This window comes from Cupriavidus sp. HY129 (assembly GCF_059492215.1).
In genome coordinates, this window is record NZ_CP083254.1 from 104,878 (window position 1) to 129,322 (window position 24,445).

The 24,445-nt window shown below is 65.6% G+C and carries 25 protein-coding genes; 23 read left to right on the top strand and 2 right to left on the bottom strand.

Annotated features, from left to right (window positions below; genetic code table 11):
* Positions 1-89: 89 nt before the first annotated feature.
* Entirely contained in the window at positions 90-887 is a 798-nt protein-coding gene (locus K6G35_RS00505) for an SDR family oxidoreductase (protein ID WP_035881244.1), read from the top strand.
* Positions 887-1,729: a helical backbone metal receptor gene (locus tag K6G35_RS00510; protein WP_008642887.1), complete on the top strand. Its 843-nt coding sequence runs from the start codon at positions 887-889 to the stop codon at positions 1,727-1,729. The genes K6G35_RS00505 and K6G35_RS00510 overlap by 1 nt, the downstream gene beginning before the upstream one ends.
* On the opposite strand, the gene K6G35_RS00515 is transcribed toward K6G35_RS00510, so the two are convergent.
* Complete coding sequence (locus tag K6G35_RS00515; protein WP_286880067.1) at positions 1,730-2,809, bottom strand: MBL fold metallo-hydrolase; 1,080 nt, start codon at positions 2,807-2,809, stop codon at positions 1,730-1,732.
* Positions 2,810-2,941: 132 nt separating this feature from the next.
* Between K6G35_RS00515 and K6G35_RS00520 the strand changes: the two genes are divergently transcribed.
* The 21 genes from K6G35_RS00520 to K6G35_RS00620 all read left to right on the top strand — a co-directional run bounded on the left by K6G35_RS00520 (position 2,942) and on the right by K6G35_RS00620 (position 22,150).
* Positions 2,942-3,376, top strand: a complete 435-nt coding sequence (locus K6G35_RS00520; protein WP_286880176.1) for a MerR family transcriptional regulator — start codon at positions 2,942-2,944, stop codon at positions 3,374-3,376.
* A gap of 113 nt (positions 3,377-3,489) precedes the next feature.
* A complete protein-coding gene (locus tag K6G35_RS00525; protein ID WP_008642884.1) occupies positions 3,490-4,671 on the top strand; it encodes an isovaleryl-CoA dehydrogenase in 1,182 nt (393 codons plus the stop codon).
* 126 nt (positions 4,672-4,797) lie between these two features.
* Positions 4,798-6,621, top strand: a complete 1,824-nt coding sequence (gene aceK / locus K6G35_RS00530) for a bifunctional isocitrate dehydrogenase kinase/phosphatase (protein ID WP_008642882.1) — start codon at positions 4,798-4,800, stop codon at positions 6,619-6,621.
* Positions 6,618-7,289 (top strand): carbonate dehydratase, encoded by a 672-nt coding sequence (gene can / locus K6G35_RS00535; RefSeq protein ID WP_008642880.1) that lies wholly within the window; start codon positions 6,618-6,620, stop codon positions 7,287-7,289. The genes aceK and can overlap by 4 nt, the downstream gene beginning before the upstream one ends.
* A 41-nt stretch (positions 7,290-7,330) precedes the next feature.
* Complete coding sequence (locus K6G35_RS00540) at positions 7,331-8,515, top strand: acetyl-CoA C-acetyltransferase (RefSeq protein WP_008642878.1); 1,185 nt, start codon at positions 7,331-7,333, stop codon at positions 8,513-8,515.
* Positions 8,516-8,564: 49 nt separating this feature from the next.
* Positions 8,565-9,245: an SDR family oxidoreductase gene (locus K6G35_RS00545; RefSeq protein WP_186425521.1), complete on the top strand. Its 681-nt coding sequence runs from the start codon at positions 8,565-8,567 to the stop codon at positions 9,243-9,245.
* A 16-nt stretch (positions 9,246-9,261) separates the two neighbouring features.
* Positions 9,262-10,392, top strand: a complete 1,131-nt coding sequence (locus K6G35_RS00550) for an acyl-CoA dehydrogenase family protein (RefSeq protein WP_011515028.1) — start codon at positions 9,262-9,264, stop codon at positions 10,390-10,392.
* Positions 10,393-10,469: 77 nt separating this feature from the next.
* On the top strand, positions 10,470-11,129 hold the full coding sequence (locus tag K6G35_RS00555; protein ID WP_008642872.1) for a 2-hydroxychromene-2-carboxylate isomerase: 660 nt from the start codon (positions 10,470-10,472) through the stop codon (positions 11,127-11,129).
* Positions 11,126-11,809 carry an HAD family hydrolase gene (locus K6G35_RS00560; RefSeq protein WP_008642870.1) on the top strand — a complete coding sequence of 228 codons (684 nt, stop codon included), beginning with the start codon at positions 11,126-11,128 and terminating at the stop codon, positions 11,807-11,809. The genes K6G35_RS00555 and K6G35_RS00560 overlap by 4 nt, the downstream gene beginning before the upstream one ends.
* Positions 11,806-12,231 (top strand): YchJ family protein, encoded by a 426-nt coding sequence (locus K6G35_RS00565; protein ID WP_495675982.1) that lies wholly within the window; start codon positions 11,806-11,808, stop codon positions 12,229-12,231. Before K6G35_RS00560 ends, K6G35_RS00565 begins: the two co-directional genes overlap by 4 nt.
* 60 nt (positions 12,232-12,291) lie before the next feature.
* Complete coding sequence (locus tag K6G35_RS00570; protein WP_495675983.1) at positions 12,292-13,221, top strand: dienelactone hydrolase family protein; 930 nt, start codon at positions 12,292-12,294, stop codon at positions 13,219-13,221.
* Between the two features lie 60 nt (positions 13,222-13,281).
* Positions 13,282-14,070, top strand: a complete 789-nt coding sequence (locus K6G35_RS00575; RefSeq protein ID WP_186425523.1) for an enoyl-CoA hydratase/isomerase family protein — start codon at positions 13,282-13,284, stop codon at positions 14,068-14,070.
* 279 nt (positions 14,071-14,349) lie between these two features.
* Positions 14,350-15,756, top strand: coding sequence for an adenosylmethionine--8-amino-7-oxononanoate transaminase (bioA, locus tag K6G35_RS00580; RefSeq protein ID WP_008642863.1), 1,407 nt, complete (start codon positions 14,350-14,352; stop codon positions 15,754-15,756).
* Entirely contained in the window at positions 15,746-16,966 is a 1,221-nt protein-coding gene (gene bioF / locus K6G35_RS00585) for an 8-amino-7-oxononanoate synthase (protein ID WP_495675984.1), read from the top strand. The genes bioA and bioF overlap by 11 nt, the downstream gene beginning before the upstream one ends.
* Positions 16,963-17,718, top strand: coding sequence for a dethiobiotin synthase (gene bioD, locus K6G35_RS00590; RefSeq protein WP_008642859.1), 756 nt, complete (start codon positions 16,963-16,965; stop codon positions 17,716-17,718). The genes bioF and bioD overlap by 4 nt, the downstream gene beginning before the upstream one ends.
* A 40-nt stretch (positions 17,719-17,758) precedes the next feature.
* On the top strand, positions 17,759-18,796 hold the full coding sequence (gene bioB / locus K6G35_RS00595) for a biotin synthase BioB (RefSeq protein WP_008642857.1): 1,038 nt from the start codon (positions 17,759-17,761) through the stop codon (positions 18,794-18,796).
* Positions 18,797-18,945: 149 nt separating this feature from the next.
* Positions 18,946-19,887, top strand: coding sequence for a 2-hydroxyacid dehydrogenase (locus K6G35_RS00600; protein ID WP_495675985.1), 942 nt, complete (start codon positions 18,946-18,948; stop codon positions 19,885-19,887).
* Positions 19,888-19,921: 34 nt separating this feature from the next.
* Positions 19,922-20,419 (top strand): YbaK/EbsC family protein, encoded by a 498-nt coding sequence (locus K6G35_RS00605; RefSeq protein ID WP_008642855.1) that lies wholly within the window; start codon positions 19,922-19,924, stop codon positions 20,417-20,419.
* The gene (locus tag K6G35_RS00610; protein ID WP_008642854.1) at positions 20,416-20,670 is read left to right on the top strand and encodes a DUF1289 domain-containing protein; all 255 of its coding nucleotides are present in this window, start codon (positions 20,416-20,418) and stop codon (positions 20,668-20,670) included. The genes K6G35_RS00605 and K6G35_RS00610 overlap by 4 nt, the downstream gene beginning before the upstream one ends.
* Positions 20,667-21,596, top strand: coding sequence for an MBL fold metallo-hydrolase (locus tag K6G35_RS00615; RefSeq protein WP_495675986.1), 930 nt, complete (start codon positions 20,667-20,669; stop codon positions 21,594-21,596). The genes K6G35_RS00610 and K6G35_RS00615 overlap by 4 nt, the downstream gene beginning before the upstream one ends.
* 2 nt (positions 21,597-21,598) lie before the next feature.
* Positions 21,599-22,150 (top strand): GNAT family N-acetyltransferase, encoded by a 552-nt coding sequence (locus K6G35_RS00620; RefSeq protein ID WP_286880057.1) that lies wholly within the window; start codon positions 21,599-21,601, stop codon positions 22,148-22,150.
* 54 nt (positions 22,151-22,204) lie between these two features.
* On the opposite strand, the gene K6G35_RS00625 is transcribed toward K6G35_RS00620, so the two are convergent.
* Positions 22,205-24,355, bottom strand: a complete 2,151-nt coding sequence (locus K6G35_RS00625) for a TonB-dependent receptor (RefSeq protein ID WP_008642848.1) — start codon at positions 24,353-24,355, stop codon at positions 22,205-22,207.
* Between the last annotated feature and the right edge of the window lie 90 nt (positions 24,356-24,445).

The following is a 24,445-nucleotide window of genomic DNA, read 5'->3' on the forward strand; positions in this document are numbered from 1 at the left end:
GCCGCGACTTGACCGACGACGGCCCGGCGTACCATGTGGTGCGCCGGGCCGTTCTGCTTTGGAATCTCCGACTTCGCTATATTGACGCGATGCAACCACAGAAAATCTTTATCACCGGCGCCTCCAGCGGCATTGGCCAGGCGCTGGCACGCGCGTACGCGGAGCAGGGCGCCACGCTTGGCCTGGTCGGCCGGCGCGAGGATGCGCTCAGGGCGTTCGCGGGCACGCTGCCCAATCCCGACGCCGTGCGCGTCTATGCCGTGGACGTTCGCGATGTCGACGCCATGGGGGCCGCGGCCGCCGATTTCCTTGCGAACGTGGGCTGTCCCGACGTCGTGATCGCCAACGCGGGCGTCTCGGTGGGTACGGTGGCCAGCGAGCGCGAGGATCTGGAGGTGTTCCGCACGGTCATGGACACCAACTGGTTCGGCACGCTGACTACGTTTCAGCCGTTCCTCGGGCCGATGCGCGAGCAGCCACCCGGACCCGACGGATGGCGTGGCACGCTGGTCGGCATCGCCAGCGTGGCCGGGGTGCGGGGATTGCCCGGCGGCGGGGCCTACAGTGCATCGAAATCGGCGGTGATCAAGCTGCTGGAGAGCCTGCGACTCGAACAGGCGCACGAGAAGATTCGCGTGGTGACGATTGCACCGGGTTACATCCGCACGCCAATGACGTCGCACAACCCGTACCGGATGCCATTCCTGATGGATGCCGAGGTGTTCGCCCAAAAAGCGGTGCGGCGAATTGCCGCAGGCAGCCGCTTCGCGGTGATCCCCTGGCAGATGGGTGTTGTGGCTTCGCTGCTGCACCTGATGCCGCGCTGGCTTTACGACGCGCTGTTCGCGCGCGCGCCGCGCAAGCCGCGCCGCCCCCGGGACGCATGATGTGGACCGACGCAGGCGGGCAGGTACATGAGGCGGCATCCGGCGATGTCCGTATCGCATCGCTCGTGCCATCGATCACCGAACTGCTGTTCGATCTCGGCTTGGCTGACCAGCTTGTGGCGCGTACCGGCTTCTGCATTCATCCGGAGCCGGCAGTGCGCGCCGTTGCCAAGGTCGGCGGCACCAAGGATGTGAAGCTCGATCGCCTGCGCGCACGGGCTCCGACGCACGTGGTGGTCAATATCGATGAAAACCGTCGGGAGACCGTCGACGAAATCCGCACCTTCGTGCCGCACGTGATCGTCACCCATCCGTGTGCGCCAGAAGACAACTTCGCGCTTTACCGGCTGCTGGGCGGCATCTTCGGCCGCCGGCCGCAAGCCGAAGCGCTGGTGGGGCAGTTACGCGGTGAACTCGATGCCATCCAGGCGCAAACCTGGCCGGCCCGGCGCGTGCTCTATGCGATCTGGCAAGACCCCTGGATGACGGTGTCGCGCGCGACCTATATCAGCCGGATGCTGGCGCTGGTGAACTGGGCGACGTGGCCCGATGACGCAGATACGTCGGACACGCCGGCCGCCTGCGTTGACGGCGACTGCAGCCGCCCGAACGCGCCGGGCGAGCGCTATCCGACCTTCCGCTGGAGCGACGCGCTAGTGCGCGAGCTGGATGCCGTGCTGTTGTCGACCGAACCCTATCGCTTTACCGAGGATCATGCCGATGCGCTGGAGCGGCAGATCGGCAAGCCGGTATTGCTGGTCGATGGAGAGATGCTGTCGTGGTACGGCAGCCGCGCCGTGGCCGGCGCGCGCTACCTCAGGTCATTGGCCCAGGGCTTCTGATCAGCCCGCCTTCTTGAACCGGATCACCCCGTCGTCACCTACCACGCGCACCAGCTCGCCGCGGTGCCACAGCGCGTGCAGGTGGGCCAGCGCCTCGCCGATCGCAAACGTGAGCTGGTGAATGTCGAACTGGCGACGGAAGATCACGCTGACGATGTCGTGCGCGTTGCAGGGCTTTTCCGCGCACGCGGCCAGCGTTTCGGCCAGACGATCGACGTGGTGTTCGCGAAGCTGGTTGATGCGAGTGTGAAGATTGCGGAACGGACGACCGTGCGACGGCAGGATCAGCACATCCTTCGGCAGGCCTTCGTACTTGCTGAGCGAGTCCAGGTAGAGCTGCAGCGGATTGGCTTCCGGCTCCATGTCGAACACGCTGACGTTGGTCGAGATACGCGGCAGCACCATGTCGCCGGAAATCAGCACGTTGGTGGCCGGGTTGAACAACGCAACGTGCTCCGGCGCATGGCCGTAACCGGTGATCACGCGCCACGACGCGGTGGCCGGGTCCGCCCCGATCTTGACCGTGTCGCCATCCATCAGTCTGCGGTACTGGGTGGGCAGGTCTGGCACCAGCGACGGGTAGTAGCTCTTGCGGGCCCGCAGCTTTTCGAGGTTGTCGGGATCGACCATGCCGTGACGGGCGAAGTGGCTGGCCGCGAAGTCGCCGCCCGCGTTCGAGCCGACGCCCGAGCCGCCGGCCATCACGCGCGCCGACATGTAGTCACCCAGGCTCATCCACAGCCGCACATCCCAGTGCTTGCAGAGCCAGTGCGCCAGGCCGACGTGGTCGGGGTGGCAGTGCGTGACCAGCACGCGCAGCACGGGCAGGCCTTCGAGTTCGTTGGCGAAAATGGTTTCCCAGTGCGCCTTGATGGTGTCGTTGGTGATGCCGCAGTCCACGATCGTCCAGCCGTCGCGCCCGTCGATGCGGTCACGCAGCAGCCAGAGGTTGATGTGGTCCAGCGCGAACGGTAGCGGCATGCGCAGCCAGTACACGCCAGGTGCGACTTCCTGCCGGGTGCCCGGTTCGGGCATGGTTTCGCCAAACGGGTATTGGAGCTGGTGTTCGAGTGCGTTCATGGGGCTGTCTCTGGTCGTTATAAGGCGCTAGACTTGACGCTAACGTTAACGTCAATTCGCTCTGCTTGTTCGTCATCTTAGACGAAAACTTGATTGCGCAACGAACGATCGTTCACTTTTTCCGGACGCACCATGTCGGCTCAGCCAACAACCGTTACCTACACGATTACCGAACTCGCGCGCGAGTTCGACATTACACCGCGCGCGATACGATTCTACGAGGACCAGGGCCTGCTGGCGCCTGATCGCGAAGGGCCGAGCGGCCGGCGGCGTGTCTACAACAACCGTGAGCGCACCCGGTTGAAGCTGACGCTGCGTGGCAAGAGGTTAGGGCTTACTCTCAATGAGATCCGCGAAATTCTGGATCTGTACGAGTCTCCGCGCGATACCGCTCCCCAACTCGAGCGCTTCCTGCATCTCCTGGCCGGCCACCGTGGCACGCTTGAGCGCCAGTTGGAAGACCTGCAGGCGCAGCTTGCCGAGATCGATCAGCACGAGCGTCAGTGCCAGGCGCTGCTGGCTGCCCAACATGCGAAGAACGCGGGCAACAAGACTCCCACAGCCTGAGATTGCCGCCCCGGCGGCACACCATACGACTTCTAATTGACGTTTACGTAAACGTCAATAAAATAGCCGACACCGACCTCATCGAACCCATCGAACCAACAGGAGACACCACCATGACCGAACTACCCGGCCTGAAATTCGACCTTGGCGAAGACATCGAGATGCTGCGCGAATCGGTGCGCAACTGGGCGCAGGCCGAACTGGCACCGCGCGCCGCGGAGATCGACCGGACCGACCAGTTTCCGATGGATGCCTGGCGGAAGATGGGCGACCTGGGCGTGCTGGGCATCACGGTGGCCGAGGAGTACGGCGGCGCCAACATGGGCTACCTGGCCCATATGATCGCGATGGAGGAAATCAGCCGCGCGTCGGCGTCGGTCGGCCTGTCGTACGGCGCCCATTCGAACCTGTGCGTGAACCAGATCCACCGCAACGGCACGGCGGCCCAGAAGGCGAAGTACCTGCCGAAGCTGGTTTCGGGCGAATGGATCGGCGCGCTGGCCATGAGCGAGCCGAACGCCGGATCGGATGTGGTCAGCATGAAGCTGCGCGCCGATTTCAAGGGTGACCGCTACGTGCTCAACGGCACCAAGATGTGGATCACGAACGGGCCGGACTGCGACGTGCTGGTGGTCTACGCCAAGACTGAGCCGGACCTGGGCGCGCGCGGCATGACCGCCTTCATCGTCGAGAAGGGCATGAAGGGCTTCTCGGTGGCCCAGAAGCTGGACAAGCTCGGCATGCGCGGTTCGCACACTGGCGAACTGGTGTTCCAGGACGTGGAAGTGCCGGTCGAGAACATCCTCGGGGCCGAGAATGGTGGCGCCAAGGTGCTGATGAGCGGCCTGGACTACGAGCGCGCCGTGCTGTCGGGCGGCCCGGTCGGCATCATGCAGGCTTGCATGGACGTGATCACGCCGTACATCCATGATCGCAAGCAGTTTGGCCAGAGCATTGGCGAGTTCCAGCTGATCCAGGGCAAGGTGGCCGACATGTACACCACGCTGCAGGCCGCGCGCAGCTATCTGTACACCGTGGGCAAGAACCTGGACTCGCTGGGCACGGACCACGTGCGCCAGGTCCGCAAGGACTGCGCCGCAGTGATTCTGTACACGGCAGAGAAGGCCACGTGGATGGCAGGTGAGTCGGTGCAGATCCTGGGCGGTAACGGCTACATCAACGAATATCCGGTCGGCCGCCTGTGGCGTGATGCCAAGCTGTACGAGATTGGTGCGGGCACTTCGGAGATCCGCCGCATGCTGATTGGCCGCGAATTGTTCTCCGAAACGATGTAATCCGCTCAGTCGACAGAAAAGTGCTTCATGAGGCGTTCGGCGCCGCCATTGGGCCGGCACCGAACGCCTTTACAATCTCAACATCGCCGCCTGCCCGATTCTCACAGTCTTCGAGCCCTCCGAGCCATGTCCCACTTCCCCAAGCTGCTCTCGTCGCAGATTGCCTACGATGTGGCACGGACCATGCTGGATGGCTTCGACAAGCACTACCGGCTGTTCCGCGAAGTCAGCATCGAGGCCAAGGCGCGCTTCGAGGCCGGTGACTGGCATGGCCTGCAGCAACTGCAACGGGACCGCATCGCGTTCTACAACCAGCGCGTGCACGAGACCATCGTGACGCTCCAGGACGAGTACGACGCGGAGGACATCGAGGACGAGATCTGGCAGCAGATCAAGCTGCACTACATCGGCCTGCTGACGAACCATCACCAGCCCGAACTGGCCGAGACGTTCTTCAACTCGGTCTTCACGCGGATCCAGCACCGCTCGTACTTCAACAACGATTTCATCTTCGTGCGCCCCGCGATCTCGACCGAGTACATCGAGAACGAGGAGTCGCCGATCAAGCCGACCTACCGCGCCTACTACCCGGGCAGCCGCGAGGGCATGGCGGCCTGCTTCGAGCGGATCGTGAACAACTTCCAGCTCGAGCGTCCGTTCGAGGATCTCAAGCGGGATGCCGGCTATGTGGCCCGCGCGATCACCGAGCACTTCGGCGAATTCCGCATCGCGCCGAATTTCCAGGTGCATACGCTGTCGTCGCTGTTCTTCCGCAACAAGACCGCGTTCGTCATCGGCCGGGTGATCAACGGCGACCATACCTATCCGCTGGTGGTGCCGATCATTCACGCGGCATCGGGCAAGCTCGTGCTGGACACGGTGCTGCTGCACCGGGAGCAGATCCTGATCCTGTTCTCGTTCGCGCACGCCTACTTCATGGTCGACATGGAGATCCCGTCGGCCTACGTGACGTTCCTGCGAGACCTGCTGCCGCGCAAGTCGCGCGCGGAGATCTATACCTCGCTGGGTTTGCAGAAGCAGGGCAAGAACCTGTTCTATCGCGACTTCCTGCATCATCTGCAGCATTCGTCGGATAAATTCATCAGCGCGCCGGGCATCAAGGGGCTGGTGATGCTGGTGTTCACGCTGCCGTCGTTCCCATACGTGTTCAAGGTGATCCGCGATTTCTTCCCGGCGCCGAAGGAGACCACGCGCGAACTGGTGAAATCGAAATACCAGCTCGTCAAGCAGCATGACCGCGTGGGCCGCATGGCCGATACGCTCGAGTACTCCGATGTGGCGTTCCCGCTGTCCCGCTTCGACGACGCGCTGGTGCGCGAGCTGGAGCAGCACGCGCCGTCGATGATCGAGTACCAGCGCAGCAAGCAGGGCGAGGACGAGATCGTCGTGCGCCATGTCTATATCGAACGCCGCATGACGCCGCTGAACATCTGGCTTCAGGAGGGAACGGACGAGCAGGTGGATCACGGCATCCTCGAATACGGCAACGCCGTCAAGGAACTGATCGCCGCGAACATCTTCCCCGGCGACATGCTTTACAAGAATTTCGGCGTAACCCGCCACGGCCGCGTGGTCTTCTACGACTACGACGAGATCGAGTATCTGACCGACTGCAACGTCCGCCGCGTGCCCGCCCCGCGCAACGAGGAAGAGGAAATGTCCGGCGAGGTGTGGTACACCGTACGTCCGCACGACATTTTCCCGGAGACCTACGGCACATTCCTGCTGGGCGATCCGCGTGTGCGCGCCGCTTTCATGCGGCATCACCCCGATTTCTTTGACGCTGCGATGTGGCAGCACCACAAAGACCGGCTCCTGGCCGGCCATGTCCATGACTTTTTTGCGTACCACAGCCAAGAACGCTTCATCCACCGCTACGGGTCCGGCGCAACCGGCCCCGCAACTGAAGAACCAAGGAGGGCAGCATGAGTGACGCCATCGCCCAGCTGTTCCGCAACAACCGCGAATGGGTAGACCGCGTCAACGCGGAAGACCCGGCCTTCTTCACGCGCCTGGCCAACCAGCAGGCCCCCGAGTACCTGTGGATCGGTTGTTCCGATTCGCGCGTGCCGGCTAACCAGATTCTTGGCCTGGCGCCGGGCGAGGTCTTCGTCCATCGCAATATCGCCAACGTGATTTCGCACAGCGATCTGAATGCGCTGTCGGTGCTGCAGTTCGCCGTTGATGTGCTCAAGGTTCGCCACGTCACCGTGGTGGGCCACTACGGCTGCGGCGGCGTGAAGGTAGCGCTCAAGCGCGAGCGTGTCGGCCTGGCCGACAACTGGCTGCGCCACGTGCAGGATGTGGCCGACAAGCACGCGGGCTATCTGGGCACCGTGCTGCGCGAGGACGACGCGCATACCCGCCTGTGCGAGCTGAACGTGATCGAGCAGGTCAACAACGTCTGCCAGACCACCGTGCTCCAGGATGCCTGGGCGCGCGGTCAGGCCGTCACGGTGCATGGCTGGGTCTACGGTGTGTCCGACGGTCTGCTGCGCGATCTCGGCATGGCCGCCAGCAACAACGACGAACTGCACGCGCAGATTGCAGCCGCACTGCGCCAGTACGGCGATCCGCCACAAGCATCGATTCGCTGATTTCAACCCACGAAGCTCCACCCCTGCTTCAGGAGACAGACATGCAGAAGGACCCAGTCGTTATCGTTTCCGCGGTGCGTACCCCGATGGGTGCGTTCCAGAGTGAACTGAGCAGTCTGATGGCGCCGCAGCTTGGCGCCGCCGCGATCCGCGCGGCGGTCGAGCGCGCGGGCATCAAGCCTGAGCAGGTGGAGGAGGTGGTGTTCGGCTGCGTGCTGCCAGCCGGACAGGGGCAGGCGCCCGCCCGACAGGCCGCGCTTGGCGCGGGCCTGCCGCTCGACGTGGCGTGTACCACCGTCAACAAGATGTGCGGCTCCGGCATGCGTGCGGCGATGAGCGTCTACGACGGCCTGCTGGCCGGATCGTTCGATATCGCCGTGGCCGGCGGCATGGAAAGCATGACCAACGCGCCATACCTGGTGCCGAAGGCGCGTGGTGGCTATCGCATCGGCCACGGCATGATCTACGACCACATGATGCTGGACGGCCTGGAAGATGCGTACGACAAGGGCCGGGCCATGGGCACCTTCGGCGAGGACTGCGCCGCCAAGTACCACTTCACGCGCGAACAGCAGGATGCGTTCGCGATGGAGTCGGTGCGCCGCGCCCAGCGTGCCACCGAGCAGGGCGACTTCCGCTGGGAGATCGTGCCGGTGACGGTGTCGGGCAAGGGTGGCGATACCGTCATCGACACCGATGAGGGGCCGCGCCGCATCAAGGTCGACAAGATCCCGTCGCTGAAGCCGGCGTTTGCCAAGGACGGCACGATCACCGCCGCGTCGTCGTCGTCGATCAATGACGGCGCCTCGGCGCTGGTGATGATGCGCGAATCCACCGCGAAATCGCTCGGGTTGCAGCCAATCGCCCGAATGCTCGGTCATACGTCCCACGCGCAGGCGCCGGGCTGGTTCACCACCGCGCCGGTGGAGGCCATCGCCAAGCTGTATCGCAAGCTCGACTGGACCACCGGCAGCGTCGATCTGTTCGAAATCAACGAGGCCTTTGCCGTGGTGCCGATGGCCGCGATGCACGATCTCGACATTCCGCGCGACAAGGTCAACATCCACGGCGGCGCATGTGCGCTGGGCCATCCGATCGGCGCTTCCGGCGCACGTATCATGACCACGCTGATCGGCGCGTTGCGCAAGACCGGCGGCAAGCGCGGCGTGGCCAGCCTCTGCATCGGCGGCGGCGAAGCCACGGCGGTCGGCATCGAACTCTACTGACGTTACTGACTTTCCCGACGCACTCGCAACCATCCACAGGAGGCTGACCATGCCCACCGTTCTCGTCCTCGGCGCCTCGCGCGGCCTGGGTCTCGAATTTGTCCGGCAGTACCGCGCTGATGGATGGCGCGTCATCGCCGCCGCGCGTAGCGACGAGGGCGTTGCTGCGCTCACGGCGCTCGGCGCGGAAGCGCACAAGCTCGACCTGACCGACGCGGCCGCCGTGGCGGGGCTCGCCTGGAAGCTCGATGGCGAGACGCTGGACGTGGCGATCTACAACGCCGGCGTGATCGGCCCGCGCTCGGAAACGGCGGAGCCGGTGACTCGCGAGGAGTTCGACGCGGTGATGCACACCAACGTGCTCGGTCCGATGATGGCGCTGCCGGTGCTGCTGCCGTTCGTCGAATCCGGCAATCACGGCCGCGGTGGCGTGCTGGCAGTGCTGTCGTCGCGCATGGGCAGCATCGGCGCGATGGACAGCAACCGTAGCTGGCTCTATCGCGTGAGCAAGGCATCGGTGAACGCCGCGCTGAAGTCCGTTTCGCTCGATGCGCGCCATGCGATCTGCGTGGCACTGCATCCGGGCTGGGTGCAGACCGACATGGGTGGCGCGAAGGCCGACCTCACGCCGCAGCAGAGCGTGACGGGTATGCGCCGCGTGCTGGCCGGCGTAGCGCGTCACGATAACGGCAGCTTCCACAACTACGACGGTACGTCGATTCCCTGGTAAGAGACCCGGTAACAACATGCTGCTGACACCTGAACAGGAAATGATCCGTGACGCCGTGCGGCAGTTCGCGCAGGATGTCATCGCACCGCAGGCCGCCCGATGGGATCGCGACAAGACGTTCCCGAAGGACGTGCACAAGGAGCTGGCGCGTCTGGGTGCCTACGGCGTGGCCGTGCCCGAAGCCCTTGGCGGCGCCGGGCTCGACTATCTGTCGCTCGCGCTGATCCTGGAAGAGATCGCGGCCGGAGATGGCGGCACCTCCACCGTCATCAGCGTCAACAACTGCCCGGTGTGCAGCATGTTGATGGCCTTCGCCAGCGATGCGCAGAAGCAGCAGTGGCTGGTGCCGCTGGCGCAAGGTGACATGCTCGGCGCGTTCTGCCTGACCGAGCCGCACGTCGGTTCCGACGCATCGGCGCTGCGCACCACGGCCACGCGCGATGGCGACCACTACGTGCTCAACGGTGTGAAGCAGTTCATCACCAGTGGCAAGCATGCCGACGTGGCGATCGTGATGGCCGTGACCGACAAGGCCGCGGGCAAGCGCGGCATCAGCGCGTTCCTGGTGCCGACGTCAACCCCCGGCTATATCGTCGCGCGTCTGGAGGAAAAGCTGGGCCAGCATTCTTCCGACACCGCGCAGATCGTGTTCGAGAACTGCCGGATTCCGGCCGCGAACATGCTTGGCGAGGAGGGCGCGGGCTACAAGATGGCGCTCTCCGGTCTCGAAGGCGGTCGCATCGGTATCGCGTCGCAAAGCATCGGCATGGCGCGCGCGGCATTCGAGGCGGCGCTGGCCTACGCCAAGGAGCGCGAGAGCTTCGGGCAGCCGCTATTCCAGCACCAGGCCGTGCAGTTCCGGCTTGCCGATATGGCGACGCAGATCGATGTGGCGCGCCAGATGGTGTGGCATGCCGCATCGCTCAAGGATGCCGGCCGGCCCTGCCTGAAGGAAGCGGCCATGGCCAAGCTGTTCGCCAGCGAGATGGCGGAGCGGGTATGCTCGGATGCCATCCAGGTGTTCGGCGGCTACGGCTACGTGACCGATTTCCCCGTCGAGCGCATCTATCGCGATGTGCGCGTATGTCAGATCTATGAAGGGACCAGCGATATCCAGAAGATCCTGATCGCCCGCGCGCTTGGCTGACAGGCATCTCGAATACGAATACGAACACGAATATCCGCACTTTCCTCAACCGTTGTCTGTGAACCGGAGCCTTTGCGATGACCGCCCCCATCGACTTCTACTTCGATTTCTCCTCGCCCTATGGCTACTTCGCCAGCACGCGCATCGACGATATTGCCCAGAAGTACGGCCGCTATGTGATCTGGCATCCGATCCTGCTCGGCGTGGTGTTCAAGACAACCGGCTCGTCGCCGCTTCCCAGCATTCCGCTCAAGGGTGATTACTGCTGGCGTGATTTCGAGCGGACCTCGGAATTCAACCATATCGACTACAAGCGGCCCACGCATTTCCCACTGCCGACGCAACATGCAGCGCGCGCGATGCTATGGCTGCAGAACAACCACGGTGCGGATGTGGCCACGGCGTTTGCCAAGGCCGTGTATCGCGCGCTGTTTGTCGACGACATCAACATTGCCGAACCCGCCGAACTGGCGAAGCTGGCCGAGCCGCTCGGCGTCGACCCGATCGCCATGAACGAAGGCGCCAACAACTACCAGATCAAGGACCAGCTCAAGGCCGAGATCGACGTGGCGATGGCCAAGGGCGTGTTCGGCTCGCCGTTCGTGATCGTCGACGGCGAACCGTTCTGGGGCTTCGACCGCTTCGACCAGGTCGAGGCCTATCTGAAGAGCCGGCGGCAGACCGAACTGCGCGCCGTCGGCGGTAACGAACTCAACAAGGAAAAGAAACCCGCATGACCGCAGCAAACCAGGCCGCACGCTTCGATTGCGTGATTTTCGATTGTGACGGCGTGCTCGTCGATAGCGAACCGATCGTGCATCGCGTGCTCAATCGCGTGCTGAACGAGATTGGCATCGAGATCACGCTCGAGGAATCCATGAAGTGGTTCCTCGGACGCGCGGTGCGTGACGAGCTTGGCAATATCGAGGCGCGCCTGGGCAAGCCATTGCCCAGGAATTTCCTGTCCGAGTGGTTCGTGCGTCGCGACGCGGCGCTCATCGAGGAACTGGAAGCCGTGCCGCACGTCCGTCAGGCGATCGAAGCCATCAAGGCACGTGGCCTGCCGGTGTGCGTGGCGTCCGGCGCCGACCGCATCAAGGTCAAGCTGCAGTTGAACCACACGAAGCTGGTGGAACTGTTCACCGACGATGCCGCGCGCGAGCACATCTTCTCGGCCACCGAGGTGGAGCACAGCAAGCCCGCGCCCGATGTGTACCTGCTGGCCGCGCGCACAATGGGCGTCGATCCGTCGCGCTGCGCGGTGATCGAGGACAGTCCCACCGGCGCCACGGCGGGCGTCGCTGCCGGCATGACGGTGTTTGGCTACGCCGCGAGCACCAACGCCGACGCCTTGCGCGCGGTCGGCGTGACGACGATCTTCACTGACATGCGCCAGTTGCCGGGGCTGATCGGATGACGAACAAGCGTCGGGCCGGCGCAGGCCCGGCACCGTGCCCCTGCGGCAACGGCGCCTACGACACGTGCTGCGGCCGCTTCCATCGCGGCGAGGCATCGCCACCCACGGCGGAGGCGCTGATGCGGTCGCGTTACAGCGCCTATGTGCTGGGTGACGTGAGCTGGCTGCGGCAGACGTGGCACGCGTCGACCTGCCCGCAGGACCTCTCGGCCGATCCCGGCACGAACTGGCTCGGGCTGACCGTGAAGTCCCACGCGCAGCAGGACGCCACGCATGCCACAGTCGAGTTCGTCGCACGCTACAAGGTGGGTGGCCGCGCGCACCGGCTGCATGAGCTGAGCCGTTTTGTATTCGAGTCGCGTGAGCCGGGCGAAGCGTCGCGCTGGCTCTACGTGGATGGTGACCTGCACGAACCGGCTTGACCGGCGCTGCAATGCATCCTGGCGAATTGCGCCAGTAACGTTTTCTGAAGAAGGTTGGTTGTGAAGTCTCGCGTCGTCTCCTCCATCTGCGGCATCGCAGCCGCGCTCGCTGGCCTGATCTGGTGCGCGACGGCCATCGCTCAGGTGGCTCTGCCCGCGCATACGATCGAGCAGGTCGTGATGGTGCCGAAGGTCGGCGCGGAGGACACGGTGGATCTGGAAACGACGATCTTCCGGCCACCCGGCGAAGGACGCCGGCCGCTCGTGGTGATCAACCACGGCAAGACGCCGGGCAAACCGGCGTTTCAGCGGCGCGCGCGCTTTGCCGCGCAGACCGCCGAATTCGTGCGGCGCGGTTTCGTGGTGGCGCTGCCGATGCGGCAAGGCTTTTCGAAGTCTGGCGGCAAGTACGTCGGCGGAAGCTGCGATGTCGGCGCGAACGGCATGGTGCAGGCCGAGGATGTGATTGCCGCGCTCGATTACCTCGTGGAGCAGCCCTACGTGGACCCGACGCGCATCGTCGTCATTGGCCAGTCGTTTGGCGGCCTGTCGACCATGGCGCTGTCCACGATCGGCTATCCGGGCGTGGTCGGCGTGATCAACTTCGCCGGCGGGCTGCGCAATGAAAGCTGCAGCGGATGGGAAAACAACCTGGTCGATGTGTTCGGCGACTACGGCCGCGGCGCGCGCTATCCGTCGCTCTGGATCTATGGCGACAACGACCGCTTCTGGCCGTGGCCGTTGCCGGAGCGGATGTTCAACAGCTACAAGGCCAACGTGAGCGGCGCGGCAAAGGACACGCGCTTTGTCGACGTCGGCGAGTTCGATGGCGATTCGCACCAGCTTTTCAGCGACAGCGCGGGCATCGCCGTATGGCTGCCAGAGGTGGAAGCCTTCTTCCGCGACCACGGCCTGCCTTTCGACGTGCAGCCGCCGGAGTCCGAGCCCGTCACGCGCGGCGTGACCAGCAACCGGCGCCAGAAATCCTGAGTTGGCCGGATTCGACGGAATTCGGCCCCGTCCATTACACATCCGTTTCTCGGAGGAGACATGCAATTCACCACGCTTACGGTTACCGCTGAACGTCACGTCGCGACGGTCACGCTCAATCGGCCCGACGTCCGCAACGCATTCAACGAGACGGTCATCGCGGAACTGACCGGCGCGTTCCGGGCGCTTGGCGATACGCACGACGTGCGTGCGATCGTGCTGGCGGGTAACGGCCCGGCCTTCTGTGCCGGCGCGGACCTGAACTGGATGAAGAAGATGGCCGGTTACTCGAATGACGAGAACCGCGCCGACGCGCTGACGCTGGCGCAGATGCTGCACACGATCTGGTCCTGCCCGAAGCCCGTGATCGCGCGTGTGCACGGTGATACCTATGCCGGCGGCGTGGGTCTGGTGGCGGCATGCGATGTGGCGGTAGCGGCCGAGGGCGTGAACTTCTGCCTGTCCGAAGCGCGCCTGGGCCTGTTGCCCGCGACGATCAGCCCGTATGTGATTCGCGCGATGGGCGAACAGGCCGCGCGCCGCTACTTCATCACCGCCGAGCGGTTCGATGCGGCGGAAGCGCTGCGCATCGGCTTCGTCCATGCCACGGTGCCGGCAGCGGGGCTCGACGCCAAGGTGGCCGAACTGGCCGCGGCGCTGGTCGGCAACAGCCCGAATGCCGTGCGCGAAAGCAAGCGGCTGGTGCAGGACGTGGCCGGCCGCGCCATCGACAAGGACCTGCTGACCGATACCGCGGACCGGATCGCGGTCATCCGCGCGTCGGAGGAGGGCCGCGAAGGCGTGCGTTCGTTCCTGGAAAAGCGCGCGCCTGCGTGGAAGCCGCAGTAACGGCAATCGGGCGCCAGCCCTCTCGCGCTTGCGGGAGGGTGCGGCCCCGCCACATCGAGAGATTTTTTTTGTAGCGCGTTAGCCGATGTTATCGGCGCGTAGCAGGTAGCAGGGCGAAGTGCACGGCACTGCGGGCGACAAGATCGTCCAACGTCTGTGAAATTGCACTCAACTGGCTGAGTGCGGCCGGTTTGCCAATCCGGCGGGGACCTTCCTACCATGAGCTTCCCACATCCGGCCGTGCGTGATGCGCGGGCGGACACTCATAGGAGAGTCCCTTTGACACATCCTGTCCTCGATTCCGGAGGCGGTGACACGTCGCTCGCGGCACGCAGCCAGCGCGCCGTGTGGCATCCGTGCACGCGCCTGCGTCCCGACGCCAGCGCCAACGAGCCGCCGCTCGCCATCGCACGTGGCGAAGGGCCCTGGCTGATCGACGCTGGCGACAAGCGCTACTTCGATGCCATCAGCTCCTGGTGGGTCAATCTGTTCGGCCATGCCAACCCGGCCATCAACGCCGCCATCGGCGAACAACTGCAGACACTGGAACACGTGATGCTGGCCGGCTGCACGCACGCACCGGCCGTGGAACTGGCCGAGCGGCTGACGGCGCTTACCGGTGGCGCGCTCGGCAACGCGTTCTATGCGTCTGATGGCGCCTCTGCCGTCGAGATCGCGCTCAAGATGAGCTTCCACTACTGGCGCAACACCGGCCTCACGGCCAAGCGCGAGTTTGTCTGTCTGCGCCATGGCTATCACGGCGAAACCGTGGGCGCACTGGCCGTGACCGACGTGGAGATCTTCCGCGATGCCTACGATCCGCTGACGCGCCGCGCCCACGTGGTGATGTCTCCCGATGCACGCCAGGCCGCGCGCGGTGAATCCGCCGCCGATGTGGCCACCCGGGCGCTGGCTGAACTCGAAGCACTGCTGCGCGAGCGTGCCGGCCAGATCGCGGCGCTGATCGTCGAGCCGCTGGTGCAGGGCGCGGCTGGCATGGCGATGTACGACCCGTCATATCTCGAAGGCGCGCGCGCGTTGTGCGATCGCTATCGCGTGCACCTGATCGCCGACGAGATCGCCGTGGGCTGTGGCCGCACCGGCACGTTCTTCGCCTGGGAGCAGGCACGCGGCGGCGACGCCGTGCCCGCGCATGCCTGGCCGGATTTCCTGTGTCTGTCGAAGGGCATTACCGGCGGCTACCTGCCGCTGTCGCTGGTGCTGTCGCGTCCCGAGATCCAGCGTGCGTTCGTGGCCGACGATATCGCGCGCAGCTTCCTGCATTCGCATTCGTACACGGGCAATCCGCTGGCCTGCCGGGCCGCGCTGGCCACGCTGGACCTGTTCGAATCCGAAGACGTGCTCGCCAGCAACCGCGAGCGCGCGCAATGGCTTGGCACGGCGATGGCCGGTATTGCCGCCGACCCGCGCGTCAGCCATGTGCGCCAGCGCGGCATGATCTGGGCCGCCGACATCGACCCGCAGGCAGCGGGGGCGAACTTTGCCGGACGCTTCCATCTGGCCGCGCGCGAACGCGGCGTGCTGGCGCGCCCGATCGGGCACACGCTCTACGTGATGCCGCCGTATGTTTTCGATGCCGGGCTGGCCAACTGGCTCGGTGAACAATTGCTGGACACGCTGCAGGCAGTGCTCGATCCGGCGGAGGAGGCACGCCATGTTGCTTGATCACCTGAAACGCGCGGCCGCGGAACGCGATGCCCAGTCGCTGACGCGCCGTCGCCGCATTGCTCACACGGCCTGCGCGCCGCACCAGTCGGTGGGCGGGATCGACGCCACACCCACGCCGCTGCTCACGTTCTGCAGCAACGACTACCTGGGCCTGGCCAATCACGGCTCGATCGCGCACGCGCTGGCCGAAGGCGCGCATCGCTACGGTGCGGGCAGCGGGGCATCGCACCTGGTCAGCGGGCATTCGCTGGCGCATGCGCAGCTCGAGCGCGAACTGGCGCGCTGGCTGGTGCCTTACATCCCGCAGGCGCAGGCGCTGTATTTCTGCACCGGCTACATGGCGAACCTGGCGGTGCTGACGTCGCTCGGCGCGGCTGGTGCGACGCTGCTCTGCGAATCGCTCAACCATGCCTCGCTGATCGACGGCGCGCGTCTGGCGCGTGCCGATGTCCAGCGCTACCCACATGGTGATACCGGGGCGCTTGACGCGCTGCTGACGGCCAGCACGACTGCCTTGAAGCTGATCGTGACCGATAGCGTCTTCAGCATGGATGGCGATATCGCGCCGCTGGCGGCGCTGCTGGAAGTCGCCGAACGCCATGATGCATGGATCATCGTCGACGACGCGCACGGCTTTGGCGTCCTCGGCGAGAACGGCCATGGCGTGTTCGAACACCTGGGCCTGCGTTCGGAGCGGCTGATCTACATTGGCACGCTCGGCAAGGCCGCTGGCGTGGCGGGCGCGTTCGTCGCCGCGCATGAGACGATCGTCGAACACCTGATCAACACGGCGCGCCCGTACATCTACACCACGGCAGCACCGCCAGCGGTGGCCCACGCGTTGCTGACGAGCCTGGAAATCATCGCCGGCGAGGAGGGCCGCTCCCGCCGGGCGCATCTGGCCGGGCTGATCGCGCAACTGCGCGTGGGGCTCGCGGTGCTGGCCGCCCAGGCGGGGTGGTCGCTCGGTGAGAGCGAGACCGCTATCCAGCCGCTGATCGTTGGCGACAATGCCGCCGCGCTGGCGCTGTCGGCCGCGCTCGAAGCCGAAGGCATTCGCGTTGGGGCGATTCGCCCGCCGACGGTGCCTGCCGGTACCGCGCGGCTGCGCATCACGCTGTCGGCATCGCATTCGGCAGCCGACGTGACGCGGCTGCTGGAGGCCATCGCGCGCGCCGTGCCTCAACTGCACAAGGAGGCCGCATGACCGGCGTCGCCGACCGGCCAGAACGCTTCGCCTGCTTTATCACCGGTACCGATACTGGCGTGGGCAAGACGCATGCGACCGCCACGCTGCTGCACGCGCTGCATGGCGCGGGTTACAGCACGGTGGGCATGAAGCCCATCGCCGCGGGCGGAGAATGGCTCGACGACCAGTGGCAGAACGACGACGTCGATCAGCTTCGCGCGGCCGGCTCGGTGATCGTGCCGCAGGAAGAGATGTGCCCGTTCTTCTTTCGCACGCCGGTATCGCCGCACCTGGCCGCCGCGCTGGAAGGCGCGCGCATTACGCCCGAGCCGATCCGCGATGCATTCGAGTCGTTGCGCCAGCACGCCGAGGCCGTGGTGGTCGAAGGTGTGGGCGGCTTCATCGTGCCGCTCGACATGGGCGCCGCGCGCTGGAACACGGCGGACCTGGCCGTGATGCTCGACCTGCCGGTGATCATGGTGGTCGGCATCCGCCTGGGTTGCCTCAGTCACGCCATGGTGACCGCCGAAGCGATTCGCGCGCGCGGTCTCAGGCTGGCAGGCTGGATCGCCAACCGTATCGACCCCGACATGCTGCTGCCGAGCGAGAACATCGTCACGCTGCAGGATGCGCTCGAAGTACCGCTGCTGGGCGAACTGCCGTGGCAGGTCGCGCCCGCCGTGGCAGCCCAGTACCTCGACCTCGCGCCGCTGCTATCGGCCGCGCCATCCGTTGTTCCCCATCACAGTGCCGCGACGCCTCGCGCGTGAAGTGGCCAAGCCGAATCCACTACCGAACCCCATACCGATCATGACGCAACAAGCCAACCAGACCGTCGCCACCATTTCCGCCGAAGCCCTGCGCCAGTCGGCCCGCAATATCGCGGCCGCCGCGCCGAAGGAGGGCGATGCATGGCGTGTCGACGATGTCGCCGCACTGTTCGCACTGCCGTTCAACGACCTGCTGTTCCGCGCCCAGCAAGTGCATCGCGAGCACTTCGATGCCAACACCGTGCAGCTTTCCACGCTGCTGTCGATCAAGACCGGTGGTTGCGAGGAGGACTGCGGCTACTGCCCGCAGAGCGCCCACCACGATGCGGGCGTGAAGGCCGAGAAGTTGATGGACCTGGAAGCCGTGCTCGACGCCGCCAAGGCGGCCAAGGCCAACGGCGCCACGCGCTTCTGCATGGGCGCGGCATGGCGCGAGCCGAAGGAACGCCACCTTGAGCCCGTGATCGACATGGTGCGCGAGGTCAAGGCGATGGGCCTGGAAACCTGCGTGACGCTGGGGATGCTCAAGGCCGAACAGGCGCAGCGTCTGAAGGACGCTGGCCTCGACTACTACAACCACAACCTCGATACCTCGCCCGAGTTCTACGGCAAGATCATCACCACGCGTACGTACCAGGATCGCCTGGACACCATCGGCCATGTGCGCGAAGCCGGCATCAACGTCTGCTGTGGCGGCATCGTTGGCATGGGCGAAGCCCGTGAGGCGCGTGCCGGCCTGATCGCACAACTGGCCAATATGGACCCGTACCCGGAGTCGGTGCCCATCAACAACCTGGTGCAGGTGGAAGGCACGCCGCTGGCGGGTACCGAGGCGCTGGACCCGTTCGAGTTTGTCCGCACGATCGCGGTGGCCCGTATCACGATGCCGCGCGCGATGGTGCGCCTGTCCGCCGGTCGCGAGGCCATGGATGAGGCGCTGCAGGCACTGTGCTTTATGGCGGGCGCGAACTCGATCTTCTACGGCGAGAAGCTGCTGACCACCGGCAATCCCCAGGCTGACCGTGACCGTGCGCTGCTGGCGCGTCTGGATATCCGCGCCGAAGGCTACGCGGGGTAAGCCGTCCTGGCACCTGTTTCCCACAACGTGGGAAACAGGTGTCTCCCATCGATCCGCCATGCGGAACGCGCTTCCGCAATCCAACCGCTGACCCGCGACCTCTGCCAAAATACTTCATCCCATCCCCCAAAAAGAAAACTGGAGTCGAGATGAAGTTGCAGCTGTACGTGCCGGATGGCCGCTATGCCCCGTGGATCGATGGTTTTGCCGAAGTACTGCCGGAAGCGCAGTGCGTGACCTGGGAAGACAGCCAGGGCCAGTCCGTGGACTACGCAGTGGTGTGGCGTCCGCCGGTGGAAATGCTGAGCGGCCGTACCGATCTCAAGGCCATCTTCAATCTCGGCGCCGGTGTGGACGGCATCCTGAAGCTGAATGCCCAGCATCCCGACGCCCTGCCGGCCGGCGTGCCGATCGTCCGGCTCGATGACGCCGGCATGGCGGCCCAGATGGCCGAGTACGTCACGGCCGCCGCGCTGCGTTACTTCCGCCGGCTCGATGTGTACGACGCGCAGGAACGCGCCGGCACGTGGAAATTCCAGAAACCGCATCGTCGTGCCGATTTCACGATCGGCGTGATGGGCGTTGGCACGCTCGGTGCCCATATCGCCCGCACGCTGGCTGGCTTCGGCTTCCCGGTGCGCGGATGGAGCCGCTCGCCGAAGGCGGTGGACGGCGTGCAATCGTTCCACGGTGAAGACGGGCAGGCCGTCTTCCTTGATGGCTTGTGCGTGCTGGTCAACGTGTTGCCGCTGACGCCCGAGACCCAGGACATTATCGACACGGGCCTGCTGCATCGCCTGGCGCACGGCGCCTACCTGATCAATGTGGCGCGTGGCCAGCACCTCGTGGAAGAGGATCTGCTCGCCGCCGTGCGTGAAGGACAGATCGCGGGTGCCACGCTTGACGTGTTCCGCACAGAGCCGCTGCCTGCCGATCATCCATACTGGCAGGAGCCGCGCATCACGATCACACCGCATATCTCGGCGCTGACGCTGCGCGAGGACAGCATTGCGCAGATCGCCGGCAAGATTCGCCTGCTTGAGTCGGGCAAGCCGATCGCCGGCGTGGTGGACCTGCAGCGCGGCTACTAGACCGCGACGCGCCCAGACAAAGGAGACACGATCCATGAGCGAGAGCCCCACGCTTCCCGATGCCGCGCAACGCGTGGCCGATCTGTTGGTCGGCATCGGCCACGACCGCCCCGTGGTAATGCTGCCGGCCACCGGCAAGACCTCGGCGGAAGCGGCCGCCGGTCTGGGCTGCACCGTGGCCGAGATCGCGAAGTCCATCATCTTCCGCCGCGTGGAAGACGATGTGCCGGTGCTGGTGATCGCCAGCGGCAGCAACCGCGTCGACGAGGCCAAGGTGGCGGCACGCGTGGGCGCGCTGGGCAAGGCCGACGCCAAGTTCGTGCGCGAGAAGACCGGCTACGCGATTGGCGGTGTCTGCCCGATCGGGCACGCCGTCGCACCCGTGATGTTGCTCGATCAGGACCTGTTCCAGTACGACAGCGTGTGGGCAGCCGCGGGACATCCGCATGCGGTCTTCAACCTGACGCCGCAACAGCTTCAGGCGATGACCGGAGCGGAAGTCGCGGACGTGGCCCAGGTGACTTCGGCATGACCGCCGCGCAACGCCGTCTGCTGGCCGATCTGGTGCGTGGCGCTGCCGCGGCACAGATCGTCGCGCCGGTGCCGTCGCCCTGCCGCAACGTCTGCAAGATGGACGCGGCCAGCGGCTATTGCGAAGGCTGCCTCCGCACGATTCCGGAGATCGCGGGTTGGTCGAAGGCCGATGACGAGGAACGCCGCCGCATCTGGGCCCTGCTGCCCGCGCGCGTGCCGCGTCTGTGCGCCGCGGGGAGCGAAGCATGAACACGCCTCCGTTGCTGCCATCGACGATGCGCGTGTTCGAGCGCGGCTGGCTATCGGCAAACAACATTCTGTTCATTGACGATGCCGCCCGGGAGTCGGCGCTCGTCGATACGGGCTACGTCACACACGCAGCGCAGACCGAGGCGCTCGTGGCGGCGGCGCTCGATGGCCGGCCGCTGACTCATATCATCAATACGCATCTGCACTCCGACCATTGCGGCGGTAACGCGGCATTGCAGGCACGCTGGCAGCCCCGCACGGCGATTCCGGCGGCGGAGGCCGCGGCGGTCGCGTCCTGGGACCATGTCGCGCTGTCGTTCGATGCCACGGGTCAGCAGTGCGCACGCTTCGGCTTCGATGCCGTGCTGCAGGATGGGGGCCGTCTGCGGCTCGGCGGAATCGATTGGGACGTGGTGGCTGCTCCGGGCCATGATCCACACGCGGTGATGCTGTTCGCGCCGTCGCACGGCATTCTGATTTCAGGCGATGCGCTCTGGGAACGCGGCTTCGGCGTGATCTTTCCGGAGCTCGATGGCGAAAGCGGCTTCGTCGAGCAGGCCGCCGTGCTCGACCGCATCGCGGCGCTTGATGCGCGCATCGTGATCCCCGGACACGGGCGGCCGTTTGACGATGCGAAAGGCGCCATCTCGCACGCCAGAAGCCGGCTCGACTACCTGCAAGCCGACGGCGCGCGCAATGCCATCCACGCCGTGCGCGTGCTTGTGAAATTCAAGCTGCTGGAACTGCAGACGGTTTCGCGCGAGGCGCTGTTCGCATGGATGCGCGACACACCGCTGATGCAGCGCATTCACGCGCGCTTCATGGCGGCGCAATCCATCGAGGATGTGTTCGACCAGACGTTGCGCGCGCTGGCCAAGGCGGGTGCGCTGACGACCGAAGGCGATCAGGTCCGCAACCAGGACTGAGAATGCAGCCGCTGCGGGGCAAGGACTTCCTGTTGCGACCGTTCCGCGCCAGCGACGTGGACCCGTTCGTTGCCGCCGTGCGGGAGTCGATGGGCACCGTGGGCGCGTGGATGCCATGGGCCCACCCGGACTACAACACGCTCGATGCGCAGGAGTGGTTCGCGCGCTGCGCGACGTGCATGGACGAGGGCACCGCGTATGACGTCGGCGTGTTCTCGGCCGACGGGCGCACGCTGTACGGTGGCGTGGCCATCAACCAGATCCGTCGCGAGGACAACCTTGGCAATCTCGGTTACTGGATTCGCCAGAGCCATCAGCGGCAGGGCCTGGCGTCGGGCGCGGCAACGATGATGGCTTGCCACGGATTCCACGCGCTGGGCCTCACGCGGATCGAGATCGTGGCAGCCGAGACCAACCTCGCAAGCCGCGGCGTCGCCGAGAAGATCGGTGCAGCGTTCGAATGCATCGCCCGCAACCGCCTGATCCTGGGCGGCCGGCCCGTGGCGGCCGCCGTGTATTCGCTCGTGCCCGAGTCATTTGATTTCGGCCGATAGCCGTCGTTATGCGCGCCCCTCCCCCGTGCGCGGGAGAGGGGCGTTTCCAGATCGTCAGAACATCGTCCGCATTCCGATCTTGACGCTGCGACCCGGCAGCGGCGCGATGTCGCGCAGGATCGACGTGGCGCTGCGGGCTTCCGTATTGGTCAGGTTGTCGCCGCGGAGGTAGAACAGCGTCTGGGTACCCGACACCTTGAGCTTGTATGTCAGCGATACGCCCAGCATCGTGTATGCGTCGGTCGGCGTGTCGCCGGTCGGCACGCGGGTCTGGCGCGCGTTCCAGTCCACATTGATGCGTGCGCCCCACGGGCCGGCCGCATAGACCAGCGATCCACCCAGGCGCAGCGGTGCCAGTCGCGGCAGCGGCTCGCCGTTGTTGCGGTTTTCGCCATGCACGTAGTCGGCGCGGGCCTCGAAGTCGAGGGTGTCGCCGGTGGTCAGCATCTTCTGCAGCAGGCGCGTCTTGCCTTCCGCCTCGAAGCCATACAGCGTGGCCGGCACGCCCGCGTATTGCAGGACAGGCAGCGCGCCGTCGCTGCCGGCCGTCACCACATTGCCTTCGGCATCGCGGAACGTGCCCGTGTTCAGCAGCGCAAGGTAGTTCTGGAAGCGGCTGTAGTAGCCCGACACGCTGCCGCTATGATCCCCTTGCTTGAAGCGCATGCCGAGGTCGATCGACGTGGCGCGTTCCTTGTTCGCATTCGGGTCGCCGATTTCGTAGGCGTTGGTGGCCAGGTGCGGGCCGTTGGCGTACAGCTCGTAGAACGTTGGCGCGCGCTCGGTGTACGACAGGTTCGACGTGACGGTCCAGATCGGATTGAGCTTGTACAGCAGCCCGGCCGACGCGCTGCCCGCGTTGAAGCTGCGGTTGTCGTCGGTGAAGCGATCGTTGCCGTTGGCGCTGGCCTTGACACTGCTGTGGTCGATGCGGCCGCCAAGGTTGAGCTTGAGATCACCCGACGAAATCAGCGGCAGTTCCTCGAAGACGAAGAGCGCGGCGTTGTCGGTGGTGGTGCTCGGGACGAAGGCTTCCTCCCCCAGCGCCGAGAAATCGGAATGGCCGAACTGCGTGCCGATCACGCCGCTCATGTTCCCGATCTTGCCGTGCGTGGCCTCGATGCGCGTATCCCAGCCACGGTTCTTGAACGTCGTGCCGGTCACGCCGTTTTCGAGTTCGCGGTGTTCGTAGTCGGTGTAGTTGAAGCTGCCCTTCACCGATTCGATGATGCCGTTGGTATTGCCGGCCAGATTGCGCGCCTCGCCCGCCAGGCCGATGCGGTCCTGTCGCATCTTGATGCGGGCGTCGGCCTCGGCCGGGGTGCCGTAATCGTTGCGGTAGGTCGAGTAGTTGGCGCCGAGGAAACCGTCCGCCCAGGTGTAGGAGCCGCCCATCGAGCCGCCTTCCTGATGGGAGCTCGTATTCGGCAGCGTGCCGTAGGCCTCGCTCTCTCCTGCGGGCAGCGGCTGTGTGGCACGCAGGTTGGCGCTGCGCGCGAATCCGGGAATGCGCAGGTCGCTGGTCTGGCGGACAAAGGCGTCGGCGTGCACGGCGAAAGTGCCATTGCCCGCTTCCAGCAGGCCGCTGGCGTTGCGCCCCTTGTCACCACCGATCGTGCCACTGACATCGGCCGCGCCGGATACCCCGGTGACGGGGTCGCGCGGGATGCGGTTGTCGATCACATTGACCACGCCGCCCAGTGCATTGCCGCCGTACATCAGCGCCGCGGGGCCGCGCACCACTTCCACTTTCTCGGCAACCAGCGGGTCGATCGGCACCGCGTGGTCATAGGACAGCGACGATGCGTCGAGCGTGGAGCCGCCGCTCTGCAGCAACTTGATGCGGTCGCCATCGAGGCCGCGGATGGAAGGACGGCTCGCGTTCGGACCGAAGTAGGTGGAGGTGACGCCGGGCATGCCGTTCAGCGTCTCGCCAAGCGTGCTGGTCTGGCGCACGGTCAGCGCGTCGCCACCGAGCGTGGAGACGGGCGCGACCATCTCGTTCAGGTCGCTGCCGAGCGGATTGGCCGTGACCACCACTTCCTTCAGCGTTTGCGGTTGCGTTTGCGGCGCGGCCGGCGCTGCAGCAGCAGCGTTGTCCTGGGCCATCGCGTGCGAGGCAACGCCGGAAGTGACGATCAGGGCGGCAAGCGCCGCCAGCGGGGTGCGACGCACCGCCGGAATACGGGTGTTGTTCGAGAACATGGCTCGCGATTTTCGTTTTCGTTCATGCGTGCGCGGTGCTGCGCGGGCGAGATGCCCGGCACCGCGCCGTGAGGCAGGCGCGAGCGCGCG

What these genes read in the sequence shown, in the direction of transcription:
- K6G35_RS00505 (WP_035881244.1), top strand. Translation starts at nt 90, where the DNA reads ATGCAACCACAGAAAATCTTTATCACCGGCGCCTCCAGCGGCATTGGC.
- K6G35_RS00510 (WP_008642887.1), top strand. Translation starts at nt 887, where the DNA reads ATGTGGACCGACGCAGGCGGGCAGGTACATGAGGCGGCATCCGGCGAT.
- K6G35_RS00515 (WP_286880067.1), bottom strand. Translation starts at nt 2,809, where the DNA reads ATGAACGCACTCGAACACCAGCTCCAATACCCGTTTGGCGAAACCATG.
- K6G35_RS00520 (WP_286880176.1), top strand. Translation starts at nt 2,942, where the DNA reads ATGTCGGCTCAGCCAACAACCGTTACCTACACGATTACCGAACTCGCG.
- K6G35_RS00525 (WP_008642884.1), top strand. Translation starts at nt 3,490, where the DNA reads ATGACCGAACTACCCGGCCTGAAATTCGACCTTGGCGAAGACATCGAG.
- aceK (WP_008642882.1), top strand. Translation starts at nt 4,798, where the DNA reads ATGTCCCACTTCCCCAAGCTGCTCTCGTCGCAGATTGCCTACGATGTG.
- can (WP_008642880.1), top strand. Translation starts at nt 6,618, where the DNA reads ATGAGTGACGCCATCGCCCAGCTGTTCCGCAACAACCGCGAATGGGTA.
- K6G35_RS00540 (WP_008642878.1), top strand. Translation starts at nt 7,331, where the DNA reads ATGCAGAAGGACCCAGTCGTTATCGTTTCCGCGGTGCGTACCCCGATG.
- K6G35_RS00545 (WP_186425521.1), top strand. Translation starts at nt 8,565, where the DNA reads ATGCCCACCGTTCTCGTCCTCGGCGCCTCGCGCGGCCTGGGTCTCGAA.
- K6G35_RS00550 (WP_011515028.1), top strand. Translation starts at nt 9,262, where the DNA reads ATGCTGCTGACACCTGAACAGGAAATGATCCGTGACGCCGTGCGGCAG.
- K6G35_RS00555 (WP_008642872.1), top strand. Translation starts at nt 10,470, where the DNA reads ATGACCGCCCCCATCGACTTCTACTTCGATTTCTCCTCGCCCTATGGC.
- K6G35_RS00560 (WP_008642870.1), top strand. Translation starts at nt 11,126, where the DNA reads ATGACCGCAGCAAACCAGGCCGCACGCTTCGATTGCGTGATTTTCGAT.
- K6G35_RS00565 (WP_495675982.1), top strand. Translation starts at nt 11,806, where the DNA reads ATGACGAACAAGCGTCGGGCCGGCGCAGGCCCGGCACCGTGCCCCTGC.
- K6G35_RS00575 (WP_186425523.1), top strand. Translation starts at nt 13,282, where the DNA reads ATGCAATTCACCACGCTTACGGTTACCGCTGAACGTCACGTCGCGACG.
- bioF (WP_495675984.1), top strand. Translation starts at nt 15,746, where the DNA reads ATGTTGCTTGATCACCTGAAACGCGCGGCCGCGGAACGCGATGCCCAG.
- bioD (WP_008642859.1), top strand. Translation starts at nt 16,963, where the DNA reads ATGACCGGCGTCGCCGACCGGCCAGAACGCTTCGCCTGCTTTATCACC.
- bioB (WP_008642857.1), top strand. Translation starts at nt 17,759, where the DNA reads ATGACGCAACAAGCCAACCAGACCGTCGCCACCATTTCCGCCGAAGCC.
- K6G35_RS00600 (WP_495675985.1), top strand. Translation starts at nt 18,946, where the DNA reads ATGAAGTTGCAGCTGTACGTGCCGGATGGCCGCTATGCCCCGTGGATC.
- K6G35_RS00605 (WP_008642855.1), top strand. Translation starts at nt 19,922, where the DNA reads ATGAGCGAGAGCCCCACGCTTCCCGATGCCGCGCAACGCGTGGCCGAT.
- K6G35_RS00610 (WP_008642854.1), top strand. Translation starts at nt 20,416, where the DNA reads ATGACCGCCGCGCAACGCCGTCTGCTGGCCGATCTGGTGCGTGGCGCT.
- K6G35_RS00615 (WP_495675986.1), top strand. Translation starts at nt 20,667, where the DNA reads ATGAACACGCCTCCGTTGCTGCCATCGACGATGCGCGTGTTCGAGCGC.
- K6G35_RS00620 (WP_286880057.1), top strand. Translation starts at nt 21,599, where the DNA reads ATGCAGCCGCTGCGGGGCAAGGACTTCCTGTTGCGACCGTTCCGCGCC.
- K6G35_RS00625 (WP_008642848.1), bottom strand. Translation starts at nt 24,355, where the DNA reads ATGTTCTCGAACAACACCCGTATTCCGGCGGTGCGTCGCACCCCGCTG.